13 protein-coding genes are annotated in these 18,503 nt (G+C 33.4%); 4 read left to right on the top strand and 9 right to left on the bottom strand.

The window, feature by feature from the left end:
• The first annotated feature begins 14 nt into the window (after positions 1-14).
• Entirely contained in the window at positions 15-4,652 is a 4,638-nt protein-coding gene (locus EAH57_RS06620; protein ID WP_121929351.1) for a hypothetical protein, read from the top strand.
• A gap of 15 nt (positions 4,653-4,667) precedes the next feature.
• Here the strand turns inward: EAH57_RS06620 and EAH57_RS06615 are convergent, their stop codons facing one another.
• Positions 4,668-5,159 (bottom strand): hypothetical protein, encoded by a 492-nt coding sequence (locus tag EAH57_RS06615; protein WP_171407395.1) that lies wholly within the window; start codon positions 5,157-5,159, stop codon positions 4,668-4,670.
• Positions 5,160-5,244: 85 nt separating this feature from the next.
• Here EAH57_RS06615 and EAH57_RS06610 point away from each other — a divergent pair, with 85 nt between their 5' ends.
• On the top strand, positions 5,245-5,454 hold the full coding sequence (locus EAH57_RS06610) for a helix-turn-helix domain-containing protein (protein WP_121929350.1): 210 nt from the start codon (positions 5,245-5,247) through the stop codon (positions 5,452-5,454).
• Here EAH57_RS06610 and EAH57_RS06605 read toward each other — a convergent pair.
• From EAH57_RS06605 to EAH57_RS06575, 7 genes are all read right to left on the bottom strand, one after another.
• Entirely contained in the window at positions 5,443-5,880 is a 438-nt protein-coding gene (locus EAH57_RS06605) for a hypothetical protein (protein WP_121929349.1), read from the bottom strand. The two genes, EAH57_RS06610 and EAH57_RS06605, sit on opposite strands and share 12 nt — an antisense overlap.
• Position 5,881: 1 nt before the next feature.
• A complete protein-coding gene (locus EAH57_RS06600; RefSeq protein WP_121929348.1) occupies positions 5,882-8,206 on the bottom strand; it encodes a hypothetical protein in 2,325 nt (774 codons plus the stop codon).
• Complete coding sequence (locus tag EAH57_RS06595) at positions 8,196-9,776, bottom strand: site-specific integrase (RefSeq protein ID WP_121929435.1); 1,581 nt, start codon at positions 9,774-9,776, stop codon at positions 8,196-8,198. Before EAH57_RS06595 ends, EAH57_RS06600 begins: the two co-directional genes overlap by 11 nt.
• 7 nt (positions 9,777-9,783) lie before the next feature.
• Positions 9,784-11,133, bottom strand: a complete 1,350-nt coding sequence (locus tag EAH57_RS06590) for a site-specific integrase (protein WP_121929347.1) — start codon at positions 11,131-11,133, stop codon at positions 9,784-9,786.
• Between the two features lie 390 nt (positions 11,134-11,523).
• Entirely contained in the window at positions 11,524-12,774 is a 1,251-nt protein-coding gene (locus EAH57_RS06585) for a hypothetical protein (protein ID WP_121929346.1), read from the bottom strand.
• A gap of 117 nt (positions 12,775-12,891) precedes the next feature.
• Positions 12,892-13,812 carry a metallophosphoesterase family protein gene (locus EAH57_RS06580; RefSeq protein ID WP_121929345.1) on the bottom strand — a complete coding sequence of 307 codons (921 nt, stop codon included), beginning with the start codon at positions 13,810-13,812 and terminating at the stop codon, positions 12,892-12,894.
• Positions 13,813-14,207: 395 nt separating this feature from the next.
• Positions 14,208-15,230, bottom strand: coding sequence for an AraC family transcriptional regulator (locus EAH57_RS06575; RefSeq protein ID WP_121929344.1), 1,023 nt, complete (start codon positions 15,228-15,230; stop codon positions 14,208-14,210).
• Positions 15,231-15,361: 131 nt separating this feature from the next.
• On the opposite strand from EAH57_RS06575, the gene EAH57_RS06570 reads away from it, so the two are divergent.
• Positions 15,362-16,063: an NAD(P)H-dependent oxidoreductase gene (locus EAH57_RS06570; protein WP_121929343.1), complete on the top strand. Its 702-nt coding sequence runs from the start codon at positions 15,362-15,364 to the stop codon at positions 16,061-16,063.
• 66 nt (positions 16,064-16,129) lie between these two features.
• Here EAH57_RS06570 and EAH57_RS06565 read toward each other — a convergent pair whose 3' ends face one another.
• Positions 16,130-16,879, bottom strand: coding sequence for a TenA family transcriptional regulator (locus tag EAH57_RS06565; protein WP_005196980.1), 750 nt, complete (start codon positions 16,877-16,879; stop codon positions 16,130-16,132).
• A 344-nt stretch (positions 16,880-17,223) separates the two neighbouring features.
• Here EAH57_RS06565 and EAH57_RS06560 point away from each other — a divergent pair, with 344 nt between their 5' ends.
• Complete coding sequence (locus EAH57_RS06560) at positions 17,224-18,453, top strand: GGDEF domain-containing protein (protein WP_121929342.1); 1,230 nt, start codon at positions 17,224-17,226, stop codon at positions 18,451-18,453.
• Positions 18,454-18,503: the final 50 nt, after the last annotated feature.

The following is an 18,503-nucleotide window of genomic DNA, read 5'->3' as shown; positions in this document are numbered from 1 at the left end:
TAATTGAATATACTATGAATCATAAGAGCTTAATCAAAGTTGAAACTCTAGACTCGGAATCTACAGGGTATCTTTTTTTATCATATGATGAGGCAAAATCATTTGTCATAACCTCTAAGCATAGTATTTGTGATCAAAAAGATAAATGTGACCCTTACAAAAATAGAGTAGATGGCTGTTGTAGAACATGCCCTAAAGAATTCACTATGGAAAATATCCATTTATTCGAGAAGGAAAATCAAGAAAAACTAAGTATTAGTAAAATCTTTTATGATAAAAATAAAGACCTTACGATTATTGAGGTTCACGGAAGGGCTACTGATAAATTAATCATTAATGAAGAAATTTATACCGACTCATATATTGCAAGAGGGTTCAACGAAAAGGATAAAGATTGGATTAATTTGGATCTAGATAAACCTAAACTTTTCGGATCTATGATTCACTATCGCCATTCAAGTTCAACCCCCAATTTAGTGGAGAAAAAAAAGAATTTTAAAGGAATATCTGGTTCGGTCGTTTTCACTTATCATCAAGATAATTCTCAACAAATTGCAAAAGCAATAATTATTCATAATGAAAACCATAATGATTTTGGTGCAGAGAATCTTGAAACACTAGACTTCGATTACATCAATACTTTTTTTGAATGTCATGTCTTTCACAGAAAAAAAGATGTAGAACAAAATGAACTGAGGCTTCTATTACAAAAGAACCAAGAATGGTTATTAGAATCATTCTCCAATTATCAAGCAGCAAAACATAGTTTTGGCCAACCTTTAGCTCCTAATGACCCAAATTTACCAAAATTATTACCTCGTGCACCTCTAATTAATACAATTCATCATAATTTATTTATAGAAGATATTAATTTCATACTAGGGAAAGAAGGTGTTGGTAAATCATGGGTTACTGCACAAAGTTGGTTGTTTCTTGAACATAAACCATTGCACATTTTTCTAAGTGCTCAAGATTTTAGTCAATTGGTGACTAGCGATTTAAAAGATTTTTTAATCAAAAAAATTATTGAACAAACAAATGATGAAGAGAATCAAGTTACTTTTCAAAAATGGAAGGATGTATTCAAAAAATGGGAAAATGACTCAGGTGAAAATAATATAAATCTCTTAGTCTCTATTGATGGAATAAATCAAAAACCGGATGTAGATTGGCCCCTGATTATTAATAAAATTTCTCGTCTATTTAAGAGTAAGAAAGTTAAAATTCTAGTTACATCGAGAACGACCTTCTTTAATGAAAAAGTCAAAAGAAAAATTATAGATGATTATAAAATAGTAACTGTAATGGACTGGTCTGAAGAAGAAAGAAATGAGATTTTACTCCAAAAAGAAATTAATCCCACTGCACTTACAGCTAGCGTAGCAAACTCTTTATTGAATCCTAGATTGCTAAATATTGCTATTAGTCTATTTGATAAACAGAAAATCCAGAAAATTGCTGAGTTGGATGTCAATAGCATATTATTAGAACATATTAGGCAAATGGAATCAGAGAATTATGAAGAAATATCATATTCTGAATTTTTAATAAGTCTTCAGACTCATGCACAGAAAATTATAAACAAGTTGGTCAAAGATGAAAAAGATGATCTGAATTATTTTAAAGGAAATTTAAATGCTGTTGCTGAAGGTCGTTTTTTTGAAGTCATCGAAGATGATCTTAATTCATATAGATTAAGAGATGAAGGTTTAAGTTTTTCATTAGGATTAGAAATTGTTCTTCAGTTAAATAGAATGAAAAGCAATGGAAAAAATCTTGATGATGGTTTAGCTAAAGTTATTGAACCGATAAATGCATTAGATAAAACCTCAGATATTATTATCTCTAGTCTTACAATATTGATTTTTGAACCAAATTATTATTCTAAAGAGGTTCTTACTGCTTTAGTTTCATGTTTTGTTTCTCTGCAAAATACCGATGAGTCATACCTTGGTTATTTTTCTACGATTGTTGAAAGGAAAATCTCTGATTTTATAAATATTTTGGAAGAGTTATGTTTGAATGGGGGCAATCAACCAAATTTTAATTGGGTCGAAAAGTCGATTATTTGTATCTCTTATACTTCACAATCTTGGCTATGTATTGAAGTACAGATCAAAAAATGGTTACAATATTATTCATTATCGCCAGAAAAAAAACTTTCCTCATTTTCAAAGAAAGACGATAAAGATCGCTTAAATGCGCTTGAAAAGAATAAGGCCGAAATTTCAGAAAAATTAAACAAACTATCATCAGTTGAAAAAGGATTAATTTCTCAATTAACTGAGAATACAGAAGATATTGAAACATTGGTTATTACGGCATTCCATATCTTAGCAGGAAAACCTTTAGCTAATTTTGCACCTGAATTTACTAAATGGAGCTTCGGTTGTAGTCTAAATTCAAGTTATAGCTCCCCACACAAAGACTTTATTAGCTTAATTAGATACAACCTTGTTGATTGGGTGAATACAAGGACGCAATTATTAAATGAAGCAAAAATTTTGAATTCCTCGGATAATTCAAGTGTTGCGCAATGGGCGTATATAAGAATACTTTATGCAACAGGTGAGTCCAGTGATGCAAAATTTGCGGAAGATCTTGCTAAGCAACTTAGAACTGATGCATCCTTTGGAGGATGGAGAAGAATAGAAGACTATTGTTCTACCGATCCATGTGATCCTGAATCTCTTGATCCCGAAAATATTGTTAAAACCAATCAAATGTGTAAGGAAATAGATGTTAGTCAAATCTGGAATGATTTAAATCAGACTTCAGAAAGCCTTTTACTGCACGATATTCAAACTGGTCTAGCACGCTTTAGACCAAAAGAGCTTATATCAAAACATCGAGAATTAATTACTGATATTTTGTGTCGAGCTAATTACCCTTTGCGATGTGGAATAATAAATATAGATCAACATAATCTTTTATTCACAAAAGAACATGTTGATAGATTATTGGACTTTTATAAACTTAATAAAGATTCAGAAATATTTGATGGACTAACTGAAAATGATAAAAACTTTGTAAATCAGTTTTCAATTATGCAAATCCTACCATTTATTAAACCAATTCAACAAATTGAAATTCTAATGAATTTTAACAAGAAGGATAATGTATTTATCAATCTTATTGAAATTATGGAATCAGTAACAACTGAAGAGTTTGATCAAATTCTTGATAGTGAATTACAAGAACATCAACTTTTAAATGTGCTTTATTATGCCAATACCAAAGAAATTACTCTAACGGAAAAATATAAACTTATTTTAAAAAAATATTTAGTTAGTGATAATCCCCCTATAAGAACACAAGTGTTTAGAGCAATAAGTATTTACGCTAATATAGACTTATTAAATGATTTCATAAAGATAAATTGGTCAGGTTTAAAGACTGATGCTAATAACTATGAATTGTTTTATGGCTCATTATTGTGGTTACTATGTGCAAAAACTAATTTAGTAGATGAAGAAACTGCTGTGGCACATATAAATCCTAATTTTTATGGAAATGCCACTGAATATATTTCAATTATAGGGTTAAGAAAAATAGCACTTGCTATTGATTCTATTTTTAAAGTTATTATTAATACTAATATTGATTTTCCAGATTTAGAAATTATCGAAAACTTATCATTAAAAAGAAACGTTACCTCATTATTTTCAATTGACAGAAGAGAAGATAATGTTAACTTCGAACAAAATCTAAAATTACTTTCAGAGTCTGGAGAGGATTTTGAGAAAAGACATGAAAATCAAAATCAGCAGTTTGACAAATATATAAGTTATTTAAAGACAAAAGGTGCTGATCTAATCTTAAATGGAATGTTACCAGAAGCATTTGCTCACATAGCAAATTCAGCTCCTGAATTGAAAAATGAATGGTTTATTACTTTTTCTAATTTACCAAGTATTCATGTTCCAAAATTTCATAATTTTATATTACTATTGGCGTATAGTTATTCTGATAATGATGCCCAAAAGGCTCAATTGCTTTGGGATAAAATAAGCAATAGCGACTATTTTACCAATATAACAATCGGTCAGGAAAAAATCCCACTAAAACAGATGTCAATTTGGGGTAGTAAAAATCGAGATTTGGATTTATATCGATTTGAATTACTAGATAAAGCACTATCAGATCAACAAATATACAACCATGTGTTTGCAGCAATAGTAAATAATAATGAAAATATTATTCATGATTACGTTAATCATAAAATCAATTGTATAGAGCCATCTCAAATTTCTAGAGGAATTCTAGTTGCCGGATGTTTAGATGAGAACTCTTTTTCTACAGATATCTTTGATAAATACAAAGACTACAATGGAATCATCGGAGAGGCATATAAATCATCATTATACATGTATGAAAGAAATATTTGGTCCAGATATTGGTTTAACCAAATGTTGTCTGCAGAAGATAATTTGGATTTTTGGAAGTATATGATTTTATTTGTAAAGATTGTAGATTTAAGATTTTATAAATGGAAATCTTCCTTATCAAATAATAATCTTCTTTTCCGAAAGTTTTATCAAAGTTTCAGGAATGATATCAATAATCGCTGTAAAAAATGGCAAAAAGAACGAGATAAAAAATTATTTGGGAGTGAGCCTCCAAATCCTATCTACATTTATTTACAAGGATGATTCAAGAAAATTATATCATGAACAATAATTGATTAAAGAATTAATAGCTCTGATCTTTATTTTCAAACTATTAATTTCTTTGCTTTTTATTTGTCTTAATTGTTCAATTTTAAACTGGATATCAGGAAATTGTTCTTTTAAATCTTCCAATGCTTCAACTTCTTCTTCGAGTTTAGTTATTTCACACTCAAATTCTTCCTTTTTGAAGTTGAGTTCTTGAAGAGAAGTTGTTGATTCTATAAAAAATTGCGAACGTAGATCATGCAAATATTCAGTTTCAGTATAAGTCGTTTGCCCATATCTACTTTTTTCAATATCAATTATTAAATAACCTTCTTTAACTAGCCGAAGTATCAATCTATAAACACTTTGATAGTTAATATTAGTATTTTCAATCTTTAAGAGCTTGACCTTATCCCAAAAGTCTACCGTTTGCCATGACTCAATTTTATAACTACAAAGAACACGAGAAAGCTCTTTGAACATTGGTAAGTTTTGAATTTCCATATTCATTACTCAAATAATGAGGATTATAGTCCGTGGATTAAAACACTTCAATTCCTGATAGTTCTTGTATTTACGGTTGTCACCTATGAATCAAGAACTAGCACTGTCGATTGGCTCTAAAATCAGGGAAACTCGAAAAAATAAATCTATTAGTCAAGAACAATTAGCCTTATTAACAACGATTGATCGTAGCTATTTGGGGCGAATTGAAAGGGGTGAAGTCAGTATTACAGTTGAAAAACTCTACCAAATATCACAAACACTAAATGTTGACCCTAAAATATTACTCCCGTGAAAGATACTTTTTAAGGAGATGTGTAGCTAATAGGTGATCAACCTTCAAGTTGGTTTTAAGTTTTACCTCTTCAATAATATCTATAAGTGTTTCTATATTCTGATGAAGCTGTGACTCCAAATCATCAATTTGTGTGCGTAAATTTTTATTGGTATCAGTAAGTGCCTGTCTAGTCTTTTTATTCACATAAAGTTGCTGTTCTTTAGTCTTTAAGTGCAATGGAGAAATCTGCTCAGATACATACAGAGATATGAGTTTCTTCCTTTCAACCGAACTCAAAGTACTTAGCCCACCTGATATATACCCTTTAGCTGTTAGACGACTATGAAGAGCTTTGTGCGAAATAGGGGATTTTTCAAAACCTTCAATCATCATCATTTGCAATTCTTGCTCAATGACTTCATCTAATTGTTTACCACGTAACATATTAGGCTTCCTTAGTTTCAATTTTTTGCTGTTCTATAGCGAATAGTTCACTTAAGGTTGTTGGTAATTTAGCGATAGCATCTCCATAAGGGAAAACGGGAATAGGAGTTAAACTATTTTGTCTATCAAGTGCTTTTGTTTTTAAGTCACCTAAATAAAGTATTTTTTGACGTAAATCCCCAAGCATTTCTCTAAAAGATAAATCATGGACTACGATTTGCTCTATATGTGCAAACTCATCTAACAATTCATTCAAAGTATGTTGTAGGGCTTGTAATTCACCTTTCCGACCAGTTAAAGCAAAGTTTCCACATTGATCACCAGATTGGCATGCAAGGCGTTTAGGGCAATCGTGTACAGCGACTTCACGCATACATCCACCAAAAGGCAAGGGGTGTAAACAAGCATGGCGTTGAACTAATGAATTGGCTAATGATTGATCCTCTTTAACCAACTCATTAAAAGACTCTGCGATATCTTGAAAATATTCATCAAAAAAAGATTCCTTTACATAACTTGCTACTTCATTCTTCGAGTCAAAGGTTTGTAAATTCATCTTTAAATTATTTTCTAGATCAAATTTTTCTGAAAAGTACATTAATCCATCATGTTTAATAGAATCAATTGGATAATCTGGCTTTAGTTCTTGTTTATCATTCTCGTAAAGTGCCAATTCATGTTTTTCTAACAAACTAGCTGTGACTTTACGTTGTTTTAAGGCTAAGTGTTGATAATATTGGTTTTGCTTAATGTCTACACGCCCCATGAGCATTGCTTGTAAGTGCTCAGCTATTCCACTGAGAGCCAGAAAAGTATTGATATTGTGCCGTGGAATATGACTTGTAATTTTTGAGTGTTCTGTCTCATCTTCCATTAAATTATATTTTTCAAAAACAGACACACTTAAGGTATTACCTAAAAAACTATTCACAAGATGGACATTTAAAGGAATTATATTCGTTTTATTAACAAATGCTCTATGTAGTGTTGCTGATCTAAACTCATGAATAAAAAGTAGATCTTCATAAGCGATTTTTTCCGTTTTTCCTTCATAATTAAAGACATGATCTATAGGATATTCAGAGTTATAATTGGCTAATCCTTTAATAAATTGATTGATATCTTCTTTTAAGTAATATCTTTCAACGCCTTGACCATTTTTAACTTCATTATAAATTGGAAGATTTTTAATGGATTTAATAACAACATCACGTTGGCCAGCTCTACCTTTATAGTTATCTTTTACTCCAAAAATTGTTCCAATAAGATCATCTATTTCAACAAAATTTTGACCAATATCATCAATAGATTTTGGCAAAAAATCTGAACAATTTTTTGACCTGATATAATACAGATGCTCTCTATATTCTTGGGTGAGAGCTAATACTGACTGAAATATTGTCTCAACTAAACTTGCAGACAAGGGTTCAACCCAATGTATTCTAAATCCAGCACCTTTTGCGCCATGATATTGAATTCCCAAAGTGTATTGCTTTTTGCCATCTAAAGTTAAATGCTCCTTTGTTACTGGATCAAGAATAGGTTGTTTGATCAATGCATCTGTTTTTAGAAGGATTACTTCTGTTGAGCGTAAACCAGTAACTATAAGCATTAATAAAAGATTTAGAACAATCTTTTCACCATTCGTTTCACACAAACTGATAAGAGAAACAATATTTATAAATGTACGAATTGAAATCAGCTTTTCTTTATCAAGATCATCTTCATCTAGTTCCAATTGATCAATTAAAGCTTTTGTCTTCTTAGCATTTGGAGTTCTATTCTGGCGGTTTATGTATAGGTATTTTTGAGAAAATTCTAAAGGTTGTTCAGTAAAACCGTAATGATTTAACATCTCCTGTAATCGAAGATATGTACCAGCATGATCAGGAAGATTCGTTTTACTTGAATTTTCTGACAAAATTTCAAAAGATTTATTTAATACTAATGTAGATAACTGGCAGGGATGTATGCTCTCAATGTTTTCAGCATTTAGTGAGCTGTACCAACGCTTAAGGATTAGAAATTCTGCATACAGCTTTTGGGGCGATGCTTTAGAGTTAGATTTTCGATAGCTAAGTATTAATACTGATTTAATAAATTCTTGAAAAATAGGATCAATGGTATTGTTTTCGATACCTTTCAATTTTTTAATAGTGCCAAAAGTGAAATGTGTTTTACCACTTCTAGACAACAACCATCCTGATCCAATTGTACCGCCATACCAAGATGAATCGTTCCAATTCCATTTAAAATTAGACTGTAAATTCTGATTAAAGTAATCTCTTTGCTCGTCAATAAAAACATTATATTTTTCAATGTTCATGAATATCATCCTTGTGTAATGCACAACGAGCTATTACAGATTCAATTTCGAATTTAGTTGACTCATGCACTCGAATCAATGGATTTCTAGACACGCCAATCCCATCTGATAGCTTAATAAGATCATTGATTTCACTTTGTATGCTTTCTAGAACATGATTATGGTTAGCATCTATAAAAGGATGAAAGTACATGCAACCATAGCAATTGCGAACTGGTTGAAATAAACATTTGTCTTCGTAGGAGCACCCACCAATATCGTAATGAATTTTGCTACCAATATTTCCTAACACTTTTTTCTGAAGCCAATCTTTCTTATAAACTAGTCTTCCAGTCAGGAGCATAGCGATCATTTGTCTATACAGAGAATTTTTACCAAGTGCTTGCGCTCTAATTTGAGCTAGTTCTGGGGTAGAAAAAATATAATGTCTGGCTGTTACAACAGAAGAATGACCTAAGATATAAGCAATTTCCTCAGCTGAAGAACCTGCCATTGCCAAACTATAGCCAACATGATGCCTAAAATCAGAAAAGGAGTACTTTTGCTGTATCACTTCACCAGAAAGAACAGCTTCTCTATAGGTTTCAGGAGCAAAATCAAATAATTGTGTATTAATAGCCGTTGAGCAGAAACGAGCTGCATTTTCCCCCATATCGAATAACTTTTCATCTGGATGCAAGTTAAACCTTTCGATATATGAAAGAATAATTTCAGCAACTTCTTCTGGCAGTTTTACAGCTATTTTCTCATGTACATATCTTGCTTGCTTTGCATAGGGAATTAGTACGCTATAGCGATGGAAATTATCGGTAATACGTGTAGTGTCTACTTTTATATCTTCTACCGACAACTTAGCCAATTGGACAGGTCTAAGTCCTGATACATAGATTAGACCTAATATTGAAGAGTTGATTAAGGTTTGATTAGTGGCTTCTAAAGAATCTTGTTTTAATTGATGATTCAATTGGCTAAAACCTTGTTGAATCATGGTAATAGTTGGATGATCAATAGGGTCTTCATATTGTTGATAATACAATTTTGAGTTGAAGGCTGTAGGACGTTCAAGAAACTCTAATTCGTATTCTTGATCAATATCAAAATGTGAAAAATTTTCTAAAAATAATAATTTAACTAGAAATTTCAAGTGGTAATAGTAAGGTGATCTTTCATCTTTTGCCAAATCACCCAATATCGATTTTAGATTGTGATAATCAAGTTTTTGCTTATTGGTTTTTAATATTCCTATGGCATAACTAAAAGCCTGTAATTTAGCTTCAAGTGATGATGGGGTGTTGACCTGAATGTAATTAGCAAGAAAAAATTTAGCTAGTTTTTTCTCGAATTTACTGAAATTAGAAAAACTTAGCTGAACCTTTTTTCCTGAATAATTAAAGCTCCAAAGATCAGAAGAACTCTGAATAAATTTACTATCAAATTTATCAGCCCTTTGAAATTTAATGATTTCAGGGAGTTGTAATGATTCTATTACATTAAGGTCATTATCAAAAAAGACTATGAACTCATTAGGCTTTTTATCTATTTTTTCAAAATCTAGACTAAGTTGAGGCATATTTTTATCAATCATAATTTATACTGGAATCTATGATGCGAGCCAAGTTCATAAAATTAGCACGTTCTACAATAAAGCGTTTACCATAATATATGGGCATTGTACTTGTAGGTGACCAACCACCTAAGACTCTTAGATCATCCTGTGCTTTTAGCAGAGCATTATTTACACTTTGTTTGAGATTAGAGTGATTAACATTTTCTTTTTTATACTTATCAAAAGAAAAGCTTAACATCATATATGCCCATGAATGTCTACATACGTGTGGAGTTAGACGATCTATTGAGTCATAAGCTGAAGTATCAAAACATTCTGGTAGCAATGCTTTTAGTGACAAATCTACTTGATCAAATATCTTTTTAACACTGGCATAGCTTAAAGCAGAGTAGGGAGGCTTTAAGGATGTAAATAAGATTTGTGAAGGAATTTCTTTTCGTATTTCATTTATATAAATTTGAAGAATTCTATAGTCTCGTTCCTGTAGTTTAATTACTCGGTATGAGTATTCATTTTTGATTTTTGGCTTTTTTGATCGATCATCGAACTCATCATCGGTATTTGTAATAATTAAACTAAAGCTATGATTTTGAATTGATTTTTTTATAGAGTTGGTTGTTAGTAGCATAAGCTCACCAATTCTAAGACCATAATTAAGCATGAGATGTATGATCAGAAAGTTTCTGAGTTGTACGTTTTTTGACTTAAATGGGTTTAAGGTGTTGTATTTATTAGAATTGCTCGGTGAGATAATTAAATACAATCCTTTAATCATCTCATCATTCATACTTTTGAATGAATAATTGATTTCACTTTTAATTGTTTTATTAGACTTTGAAAAGTTGTTTATAATTTTTTTCTTTATAGTCATATATTTATTTAAGTTTCCTTTAATTTTTTGGATTTCCTTCAGTGAAAGTTGTGGCTGAGATTGGATCGTTAGATATTCATCAATCAAAAAGCTGTAAAACTTTAGAAAGGATCTAATTCTATGGCCAATTGTAGTGTAGTTAGCATGTTCTGCATTTCTTAATCTTATAAGATTACTTTCAATTTTTTTGTTGTTTTCTAAATAGATAATGAAGTTATCAATTTCACTTTGAATGATTTCAAAGTTGTAGGACGTCGAATAGAAAGACTCACAAAAGGATGTGGCAAACTTTTCAAACCAAAAATCGTACCAAAATTTTAATGCTATCAAATCTGCATGCTGCGTAGAGATACTTTGAAATCTGAGAAATTTCATGGTGTACAGCATAGGGTACAAACATGGACAAGTTGTATCCAAATCAAATAACAAAATAATTTGATTTTCTTTTGAGACTTTCTTTTCTAAATGAATTGTTTTTAGAGCAAACATAGTAAAGTTTGTGAAGTATTCTTAAGGTCAACATATCATATTTTATAATTTTAATAGAACTTATATAAGTTATTGAATACAGGTCAGAGAGTGAAAGTGATGAACTTATTATCAGGTGTATCGGATTTAACATAATATACATTATACGCAACATCAATAGATGAAATCTTGGGTAATGCTTTGCTGTAACTTCAAACTTATTTTATTGCTGCGCTACAAACCGAATCTCTACATCTTATGTATTTGTCAGAAGTTCCTCTAAAACTATCAAAACCTTAGGTATAGAGTTCCAGTACACTTTTTCAATACACTGGCATGCTGTAAAGCGATACAACCAATAAAAAACCAGCTATTTAATATAACTGGTCTTATTGACGTTCCTATGTAAATTTACTGCATTATTTCCACACCAATATTATCTAAATAGCCATCATTGTCGTTACCACGGGTTCGTACGGCTTTAGCATGAACGCGAATTGATCGTGTACCCATTGGAACGGTCATGGTCGAGCTTTTAACAGTCCATGTAGCCGTTGCACTACTTAGTGTGCTACTGGTTGCTAACTTAACCCCATTGGCATCATAAAATTCAATATACATAGATGGCGTATCAGATTGGCCTGCCCAACCACGCATCGCCGCTGAGTATCTCACCACCGCAGAACCTTGATCTATGATGGTTGCATAACTGCTCATATTGATATTTTGATACATAGCATCCGTACCAGAACTTGCGGTTCCACCAAAACCACCGCCAGCAAAATAATAACTACCATCATAAGCTATTGTACCGCCATTTTGAGCTGCGGTAATCGCCTGCATATAACCCGTAGCTCGCGTCCACGATGACATTGAACCTTCAGCACCGCCATTACTTACCAAATTATTGCTCCATGTAGCATTACTCGCAGCTAAGGTAAAGTTATTTGCTAAGCTCCAATCACTCCAACGCAATGATGAGTCACGAGCACGGGCACGAAAATACCAAACATCACCGTTATTGAGTGTCATTTGTGCTGGCACTGCTGGAGTTGGAAAATTAGACATTTGATACCAATTCGGCTTTTGCACACGATAATAATCATCAACGCCCACATACACTGGCGCTTTGTTTAATATTTCACTCAATTTCAAGCGCAAAATACTTTTGCCAGCTTGTGTGTCTGTCATTGCTTTTTGTGCATCAATATAAATATTTGATTCACGGGTGTCATTACCCCACACATCAAACACCGTACCTGAGAAATTAGATTGCTTAGAAAATTGCCAGTGCATTTCTTCTGGGGTTATTCCGTTGGAAACGCCCACAAGCTCAACAGCTGTCGATGGCATAACTGAGGTAAGTGGCGCAACACCAATGGCTGCAGCGTTGCTGCCTACAGCCATCATTTGCGTGTCTACAAGTGATAAAATACCACTATTGATTGCACTTAGAGTTGCATTATGTGGAACACCTTGTAGGCTATAACGGTTTAGAGTGATGCCTTGTGATGGTACTGCGGACACATCCATCAATACTATTCCAAACTCATTTCGGCTCACAGCAAAATTATGATAATCCTTTAAATCACTGGCATTAACCATATCTTCGGTATTTCCGCCAATGGTTGCTGAGTTCAGCCACAAATGTGGAACATTCATGGAATGACCACGTGAATAAGCATGAGTATGTCCAAAAATATGCCCTGACAACTTATTAGTCTGGCTGCTAAAATTTTCTAAACGCCCTACAATTTCACAAGCACCTATTGTTTCTCCTTATCGCCATAGCTCAGACAAACAAGGATGATGAAATACCGCAAAAACTGACTGGGTTTGTGAATCTGTTTTAGCCTGTGCAATTTGTTGATCAAGCCAAGACAATTGTGTATCCAGTGCTTGTCTATTAAAAATACCCTGTCTTTGATCTGATGGATTGGTATTCAACCCCAAAATACGCATAGTGCCATATTGTAAATCAAACCATTGCTCTGGATAATTACTTGAACCATTACTTGGGTTTGAAAAATACTCCAAGTAATTTTTTAATTCACCATCTCCCAATACATCGTGATTACCAGGTACTGCGATTAATGGCACATTCGCCATTAAAGGTGTTAAAAGTGCAAAAAACTGACTTCTCCAATGTGTTCTATTGCCACCATTTTCGGTCAAATCTCCTGCAATCAAAATACCGTTAAATTGATCAGTACAATTGACAGCAACCCCACCACACTGCTGTGCTATCACCTGACTTACAATGCGATTAAAAACTGCCACAGAATTTGAGAAACTCGCTTGAGGATCACTAATAACGATAAACTTACCCGCAGTATTCACACCTTTAGTCGGCCATGTTTTAAATCTACTTAGAGCAGTCGGATCACCCGCTACCATAATCCGATACTCATAATTGGCGCTTGTCTGTAAACCTGTTAAACGGGTTTCATAAACCGTGCTTGAATTTGGTGCTAAAGTCATATTTTGACTTTGAAATGCACCCGTTGTACCCAACAATCGATACTCAACAACAGGTTGCGCGCTTCCAGACGGAACCTCTAAACCGATAGTCATTGCAGTGTCCGCAGGACTTTGCAGATACGGTGCGACCGTTAAAGTAGGAGCTGCTGATGCCCCTTGCCCCCAAGCAAGCCCCAAGATCATGCTAAATAAAATACTGTTTCTTTTTAACTCTATCATTGATCAAAACTCCATTGAATGTAAAAATTTCGCTTTACATTTAGCCATCTTATTTTTAAGTAAATTGATTTAAACTAGATATATCGCAACATTGATATAGCAAAAAATATATCAACATCATTCAATCCAAGATTTTAAAATTCCCTATCACTGGCTTGAATTACATGTATCATGTCATTATTACTAACTCAAGGTCAGCATTAAGACAAATAAAGGTGACAGAATCATTAAGATAAAAAAGAATAAAAAATTATTTATTAATATAATACAGAAATAATATTAAGTTAATTATGTGAACAATCAATAAAAACACACCGTGACGATAATCACAATATTTATTAAGAATAAGAAAAATTATATTATTAATATTGGAATTAAAAAATTATTTTATCTATTTAATATGAATTACCCTTAGCAACTTCTCGATAAAACTTAGGCGTGACGTTTGTCCATTTTTTAAAAGCACGGGAAAAATGAGAAATATCTGCATATCCTAGACGCTCAGAAACCTGCTCAATTGATAACTTACGTTGTCTCAATAAATGCTCAGCATGCTTTCTACGAACTTCTGCGGCTAGAAGCTGAAATGCTGTCTGTTCATTCGTCAATTGTCGTTGTAGTGTTCTTTCTGAAATATGAAGTTTCTCTGCGACCTGTTTTAAAGATAAAAAGCCCTCAAACTCATCATAAATTAGCTCCTTTACTACTGATGTCACGTTATCTTTGCTTCTTCTTTTTAAAGTTAAGTTCTGAACGTCTTGTTTACATTGCTGTTTAGTTAGCCGAGCCACCAATGCATCTGCAGTTTTAAGCGCTAAACCAAGCACATCCTTTTTTAAGATTAGACAGTCATTTTTATGATCAAAACTGACATTTAACCCATTAAACTTTCTCAGTTCTTTGTAAAAAACAGGTTTATCTTGCTGAAATCTAAAAGTGATTTCCAATTTGTGTTGAACTAAATTTTCCAATATTTGTGCAAATCCAAAAACCAAGAACGTAATACCATGCGTATTCAATCTAAATTTTTGTAAAGGTTGATTAAAATATAGATACGCCATTTCTTCATCGACTTTAAGTCTAGGCTTAAACACCGAACAATGTAAGCCAATAAATTGTTCTAAGACCTCTATTGCATCCCCTAAAGTTTCTGATACTGTTGCTGCAATTCCAACATGCCCATAACAAGAAACCTTCATCTCTTTTGCAAGATATAAACTTATTGCTGGCTCTTTTGTAAGTAGCGCTGCCTTTTCCAATAAGTAGTTAAAGACATTGAAATCTACATACCAAAATGGAGCATCTAATTTTTGCGAGGAAATACCTGTTCCAGCCAAAAGCTGTTCCGAAGAAATATCCCACTTTTTAACGACATCTACCAATAGATTGACATATGTGCCAGGTAATTCAGGGTTCATCACTCATCCTTTTAGAAGATGCTACATTTGGCGTGAAATGGTAAATATTGGCGGTTTAAGAACTATGCCATTTTTTAGCTTTTAGGCATAGTAGATCTATCTAAAAATTTACATATTAAGGTTATTGATCAATGAATGTTTTGATTGTTCATGCACATCCTGAGAAACTTTCTTTTACTGCGGCGCTAAAGAATACGGCCCAACAAACTTTTGAGCAATTAGGTTATATCGTTGAGGTTTCAGATTTATATGAAATGAATTTCAATCCAATTGCATCAAAAGATGATTTTGAGCAGCTTAATCAACCAGAATATTTCAATTATGCACTTGAGCAACGTCATGCTCTGAAGCAACAACAATTTTCTAAAGATATTGAAATCGAAATTGAAAAAGTAAAACGTGCGGATCTGATTCTATTTAGCTTTCCATTGTACTGGACATCGCTTCCCGCAATTTTAAAAGGTTGGATAGATCGCATTTTTGTTTCTGGTCTTTTTTACGGTGGCAAGCGCTTTTACAATCATGGTGGCATGACTGGGAAAAAAGCGATGCTTTGTTTGACTTTGGGCGGACGCAACAACATGTTTGGTGAAAACACAATACATGGCCCTATTGAACATTATTTATCATCTATCCAACGCGGCACACTCGCCTATGTTGGTTTTGAAGTTTTACCGCCATTTATGGCTTATCATGTTCCGTATATCAGCAATGAAGATAGACAAAATATTTTAATGAATTTTGAAGACTATATTAAAAACTTAGATGATTTAGAAGCGCTAGAATTTCCACAATTAGAAAATTTTGATGAAAAAATGAATCCGCTTACTTAAAAAATGAGAATAGAGACTGCGACTAAGTCCCCAAGCAAAGTCACAGTCTCTATATTTGTTAAATTCTTATTTGTTCGCCTGTTGGAGTTTATAACATTCGTCTAGTGCAAGTTCATAATAAGCCAAACCTTCTTGAGCAGCTAAGAACGCTTTTCGTTGCATGTCAGGATCTTTATCACAAAGCCTCTTTATCAGTTCCATTGCTTCATAAGGATGTAGGTCATCATAGTGAGCATGTGCTCTTAACCAAGCCAGCGATCGTTTATTGATATTGACCTCTGGGTTTTGGGTGTAACTTTGCACCCCTTTATAAACTTGTATGCTCCAATCCCCTGTCGCCCATTCTATTGCAAGATTCGTCGCGGCTATACTTTCAGCTAAACTACCTCGAAAGTTGACATCCCATAAGAAATGATTGACAGCATTCATCGCAGCGGGTGGTCTGACCGTATTTAACATTTCAACAGTTAGCCCAAAACCACCTGCCCAATCCTGATACCAACTCAGATGGCGCTCTTCAACTTTAATATTTTGAATCAGCCAATCACGAGTCTCTGTGACCCCGTTCTGCGAGAACGATGTGGCTTTGGCCAAGGTTCCAGCCATATATGAAGGAAAATGAGCAACTAAAGGATAAAAATTCAATAAAGCTGAACGAAAACATTCAAGACTCAATGAACCACTTGCCATATCTAAAAATAATGGGTGTTTGCTAACTCGTTCTTTTGCAGGCAAAAGTTCATCCCAGAACTTTTGTGACCACCCAGAATGAGCTGTAATTTCCAGTTTTGTTCCATATTGACTCATAGCAGTCATTGCGATGCATCCTATTTCGTATGACTTGACTCAATCACATTCCATGATTGCTGCTTTTTTATAAATTGTATCCTAATATCCTAAATATACAATCACCATTCTTCGATTTGTAGTTGTTTTGTTTACCGATCATCTTTTTTATTGAAATCATTCTATTAGATTGCTTAAAAAACTCTAAAAACCCTGAATTAGTGTAAGTTTTAAGCATAAAAAAGCCATTGTGACAAAAAATTGAGTTTTTTTGATTATCTAATACACATTTTATTTAATTCAGTGTAACGTAGTAAAAAAGAATACCTATATCTAACTTATATAAAAAATCTTTGGGAGTGGTGAGAGATAAAATGAAGTTGAAAGCTTCCAATATCTTGGGACAAGAACAAATCGACTTGTTAATATCTCGCGGGCTAAATTTAGTTTGGTTTCCTAAAGAATTAGAAGCGATCTATCGAGATCAGTATAGAAATGAGGCTGCACACGAGTTTCGTTACCGTGGTCCCATCATTTTAGGACTGTACTCATTTCTTAGTTTCGGTATTTACCAAGTATTACCACCAGACATGCGACTTGAATGGATTGCCTACTATGGCTGGGTGGGTATTATTATCCTAATCGCATGGTTACTTTCCTTTCTTCCGGTTATGAATCGCTGGTTCGATCATTATGTCTGTATAGGTTCAACAGGTGCTGTTGCAATTACATTCACCTTGATCAACGTATTAGAACAAGGCCAGAACAACGTATTATTTCACGCTGCTATGATGTATGCAGTGGTCATTATCTATGGTTTTGTGGGTATGCGTTTCTACACAGCGATCATTGCTGGTTGGTGTGGTGGTCTTGTGGGTGTCGCAGCCAGTACTTGGCTAAATGGTTCAATAGATTGGACTTTTCTAAATAGGACATATACGTTTAGCAGCTTCTTAGGTATGGCCCTCGCCTATGCCACTGATCGCCAACATCGAGAGAATTATTTACAAAATTGTATGATCGAATTAAATCGATTAGAGCTGATGCGCCAAGCACAACAACTCTCTATTTTATCGCAACAGGATGCTTTAACGGGTTTAGCAAATCGTCGCTATTTAGATGAAGTGCTTGAAAATGAATGGAAACGTGCAATGCGCCACGAAATGCCAATCACCATCATGATGATTGATATTGATTTCTTTAAGGCATACAACGATACCTTGGGACATATACAAGGCGATCAATGTTTAAGACGTATTGCGATATCACTAGGTTCACTCACCTCAAGAAGTGGTGATCTTGCCGCACGGTATGGCGGAGAAGAGTTTTTACTTCTGTTTTCAATGACCGACCAAGAACAGGCATTAATACAAGTCCAAAGACTCATGGATGTCGTTCGTAATATAAATATTAACCATCCAAAAAGCCCTGTCTCTAAGTATGTGACCATTAGTGTCGGTGTGACAACCATGACACCCAATATAAATGATAGCCTGTCAGGGTTTATTGCTCAGGCGGATCATGCTTTATATACCGCAAAAAGTAATGGTCGAAATCGATATCATATTTCGACTTCAGAAAACATGATTTCTGAAGCGCTATAACTTATTGTTCAAGCATCAACTAAAACAATAAAAAACCACGCACATAACAA

This window comes from Acinetobacter sp. 2JN-4 (assembly GCF_003687745.1).
Lineage (GTDB): Bacteria > Pseudomonadota > Gammaproteobacteria > Pseudomonadales > Moraxellaceae > Acinetobacter > Acinetobacter halotolerans.
Note: the sequence above shows the minus strand (reverse complement) of the source record. Positions and strands in the feature narration are given on the sequence as shown.

Coding starts and splice junctions, on each gene's coding strand:
- EAH57_RS06620 (WP_121929351.1), top strand. CDS start 15: ATGAATCATAAGAGCTTAATCAAAGTTGAAACTCTAGACTCGGAATCT.
- EAH57_RS06615 (WP_171407395.1), bottom strand. CDS start 5,159: ATGGAAATTCAAAACTTACCAATGTTCAAAGAGCTTTCTCGTGTTCTT.
- EAH57_RS06610 (WP_121929350.1), top strand. CDS start 5,245: ATGAATCAAGAACTAGCACTGTCGATTGGCTCTAAAATCAGGGAAACT.
- EAH57_RS06605 (WP_121929349.1), bottom strand. CDS start 5,880: ATGTTACGTGGTAAACAATTAGATGAAGTCATTGAGCAAGAATTGCAA.
- EAH57_RS06600 (WP_121929348.1), bottom strand. CDS start 8,206: ATGAACATTGAAAAATATAATGTTTTTATTGACGAGCAAAGAGATTAC.
- EAH57_RS06595 (WP_121929435.1), bottom strand. CDS start 9,776: ATGCCTCAACTTAGTCTAGATTTTGAAAAAATAGATAAAAAGCCTAAT.
- EAH57_RS06590 (WP_121929347.1), bottom strand. CDS start 11,133: ATGTTTGCTCTAAAAACAATTCATTTAGAAAAGAAAGTCTCAAAAGAA.
- EAH57_RS06585 (WP_121929346.1), bottom strand. CDS start 12,774: ATGAATGTTCCACATTTGTGGCTGAACTCAGCAACCATTGGCGGAAAT.
- EAH57_RS06580 (WP_121929345.1), bottom strand. CDS start 13,812: ATGATAGAGTTAAAAAGAAACAGTATTTTATTTAGCATGATCTTGGGG.
- EAH57_RS06575 (WP_121929344.1), bottom strand. CDS start 15,230: ATGAACCCTGAATTACCTGGCACATATGTCAATCTATTGGTAGATGTC.
- EAH57_RS06570 (WP_121929343.1), top strand. CDS start 15,362: ATGAATGTTTTGATTGTTCATGCACATCCTGAGAAACTTTCTTTTACT.
- EAH57_RS06565 (WP_005196980.1), bottom strand. CDS start 16,879: ATGACTGCTATGAGTCAATATGGAACAAAACTGGAAATTACAGCTCAT.
- EAH57_RS06560 (WP_121929342.1), top strand. CDS start 17,224: ATGAAGTTGAAAGCTTCCAATATCTTGGGACAAGAACAAATCGACTTG.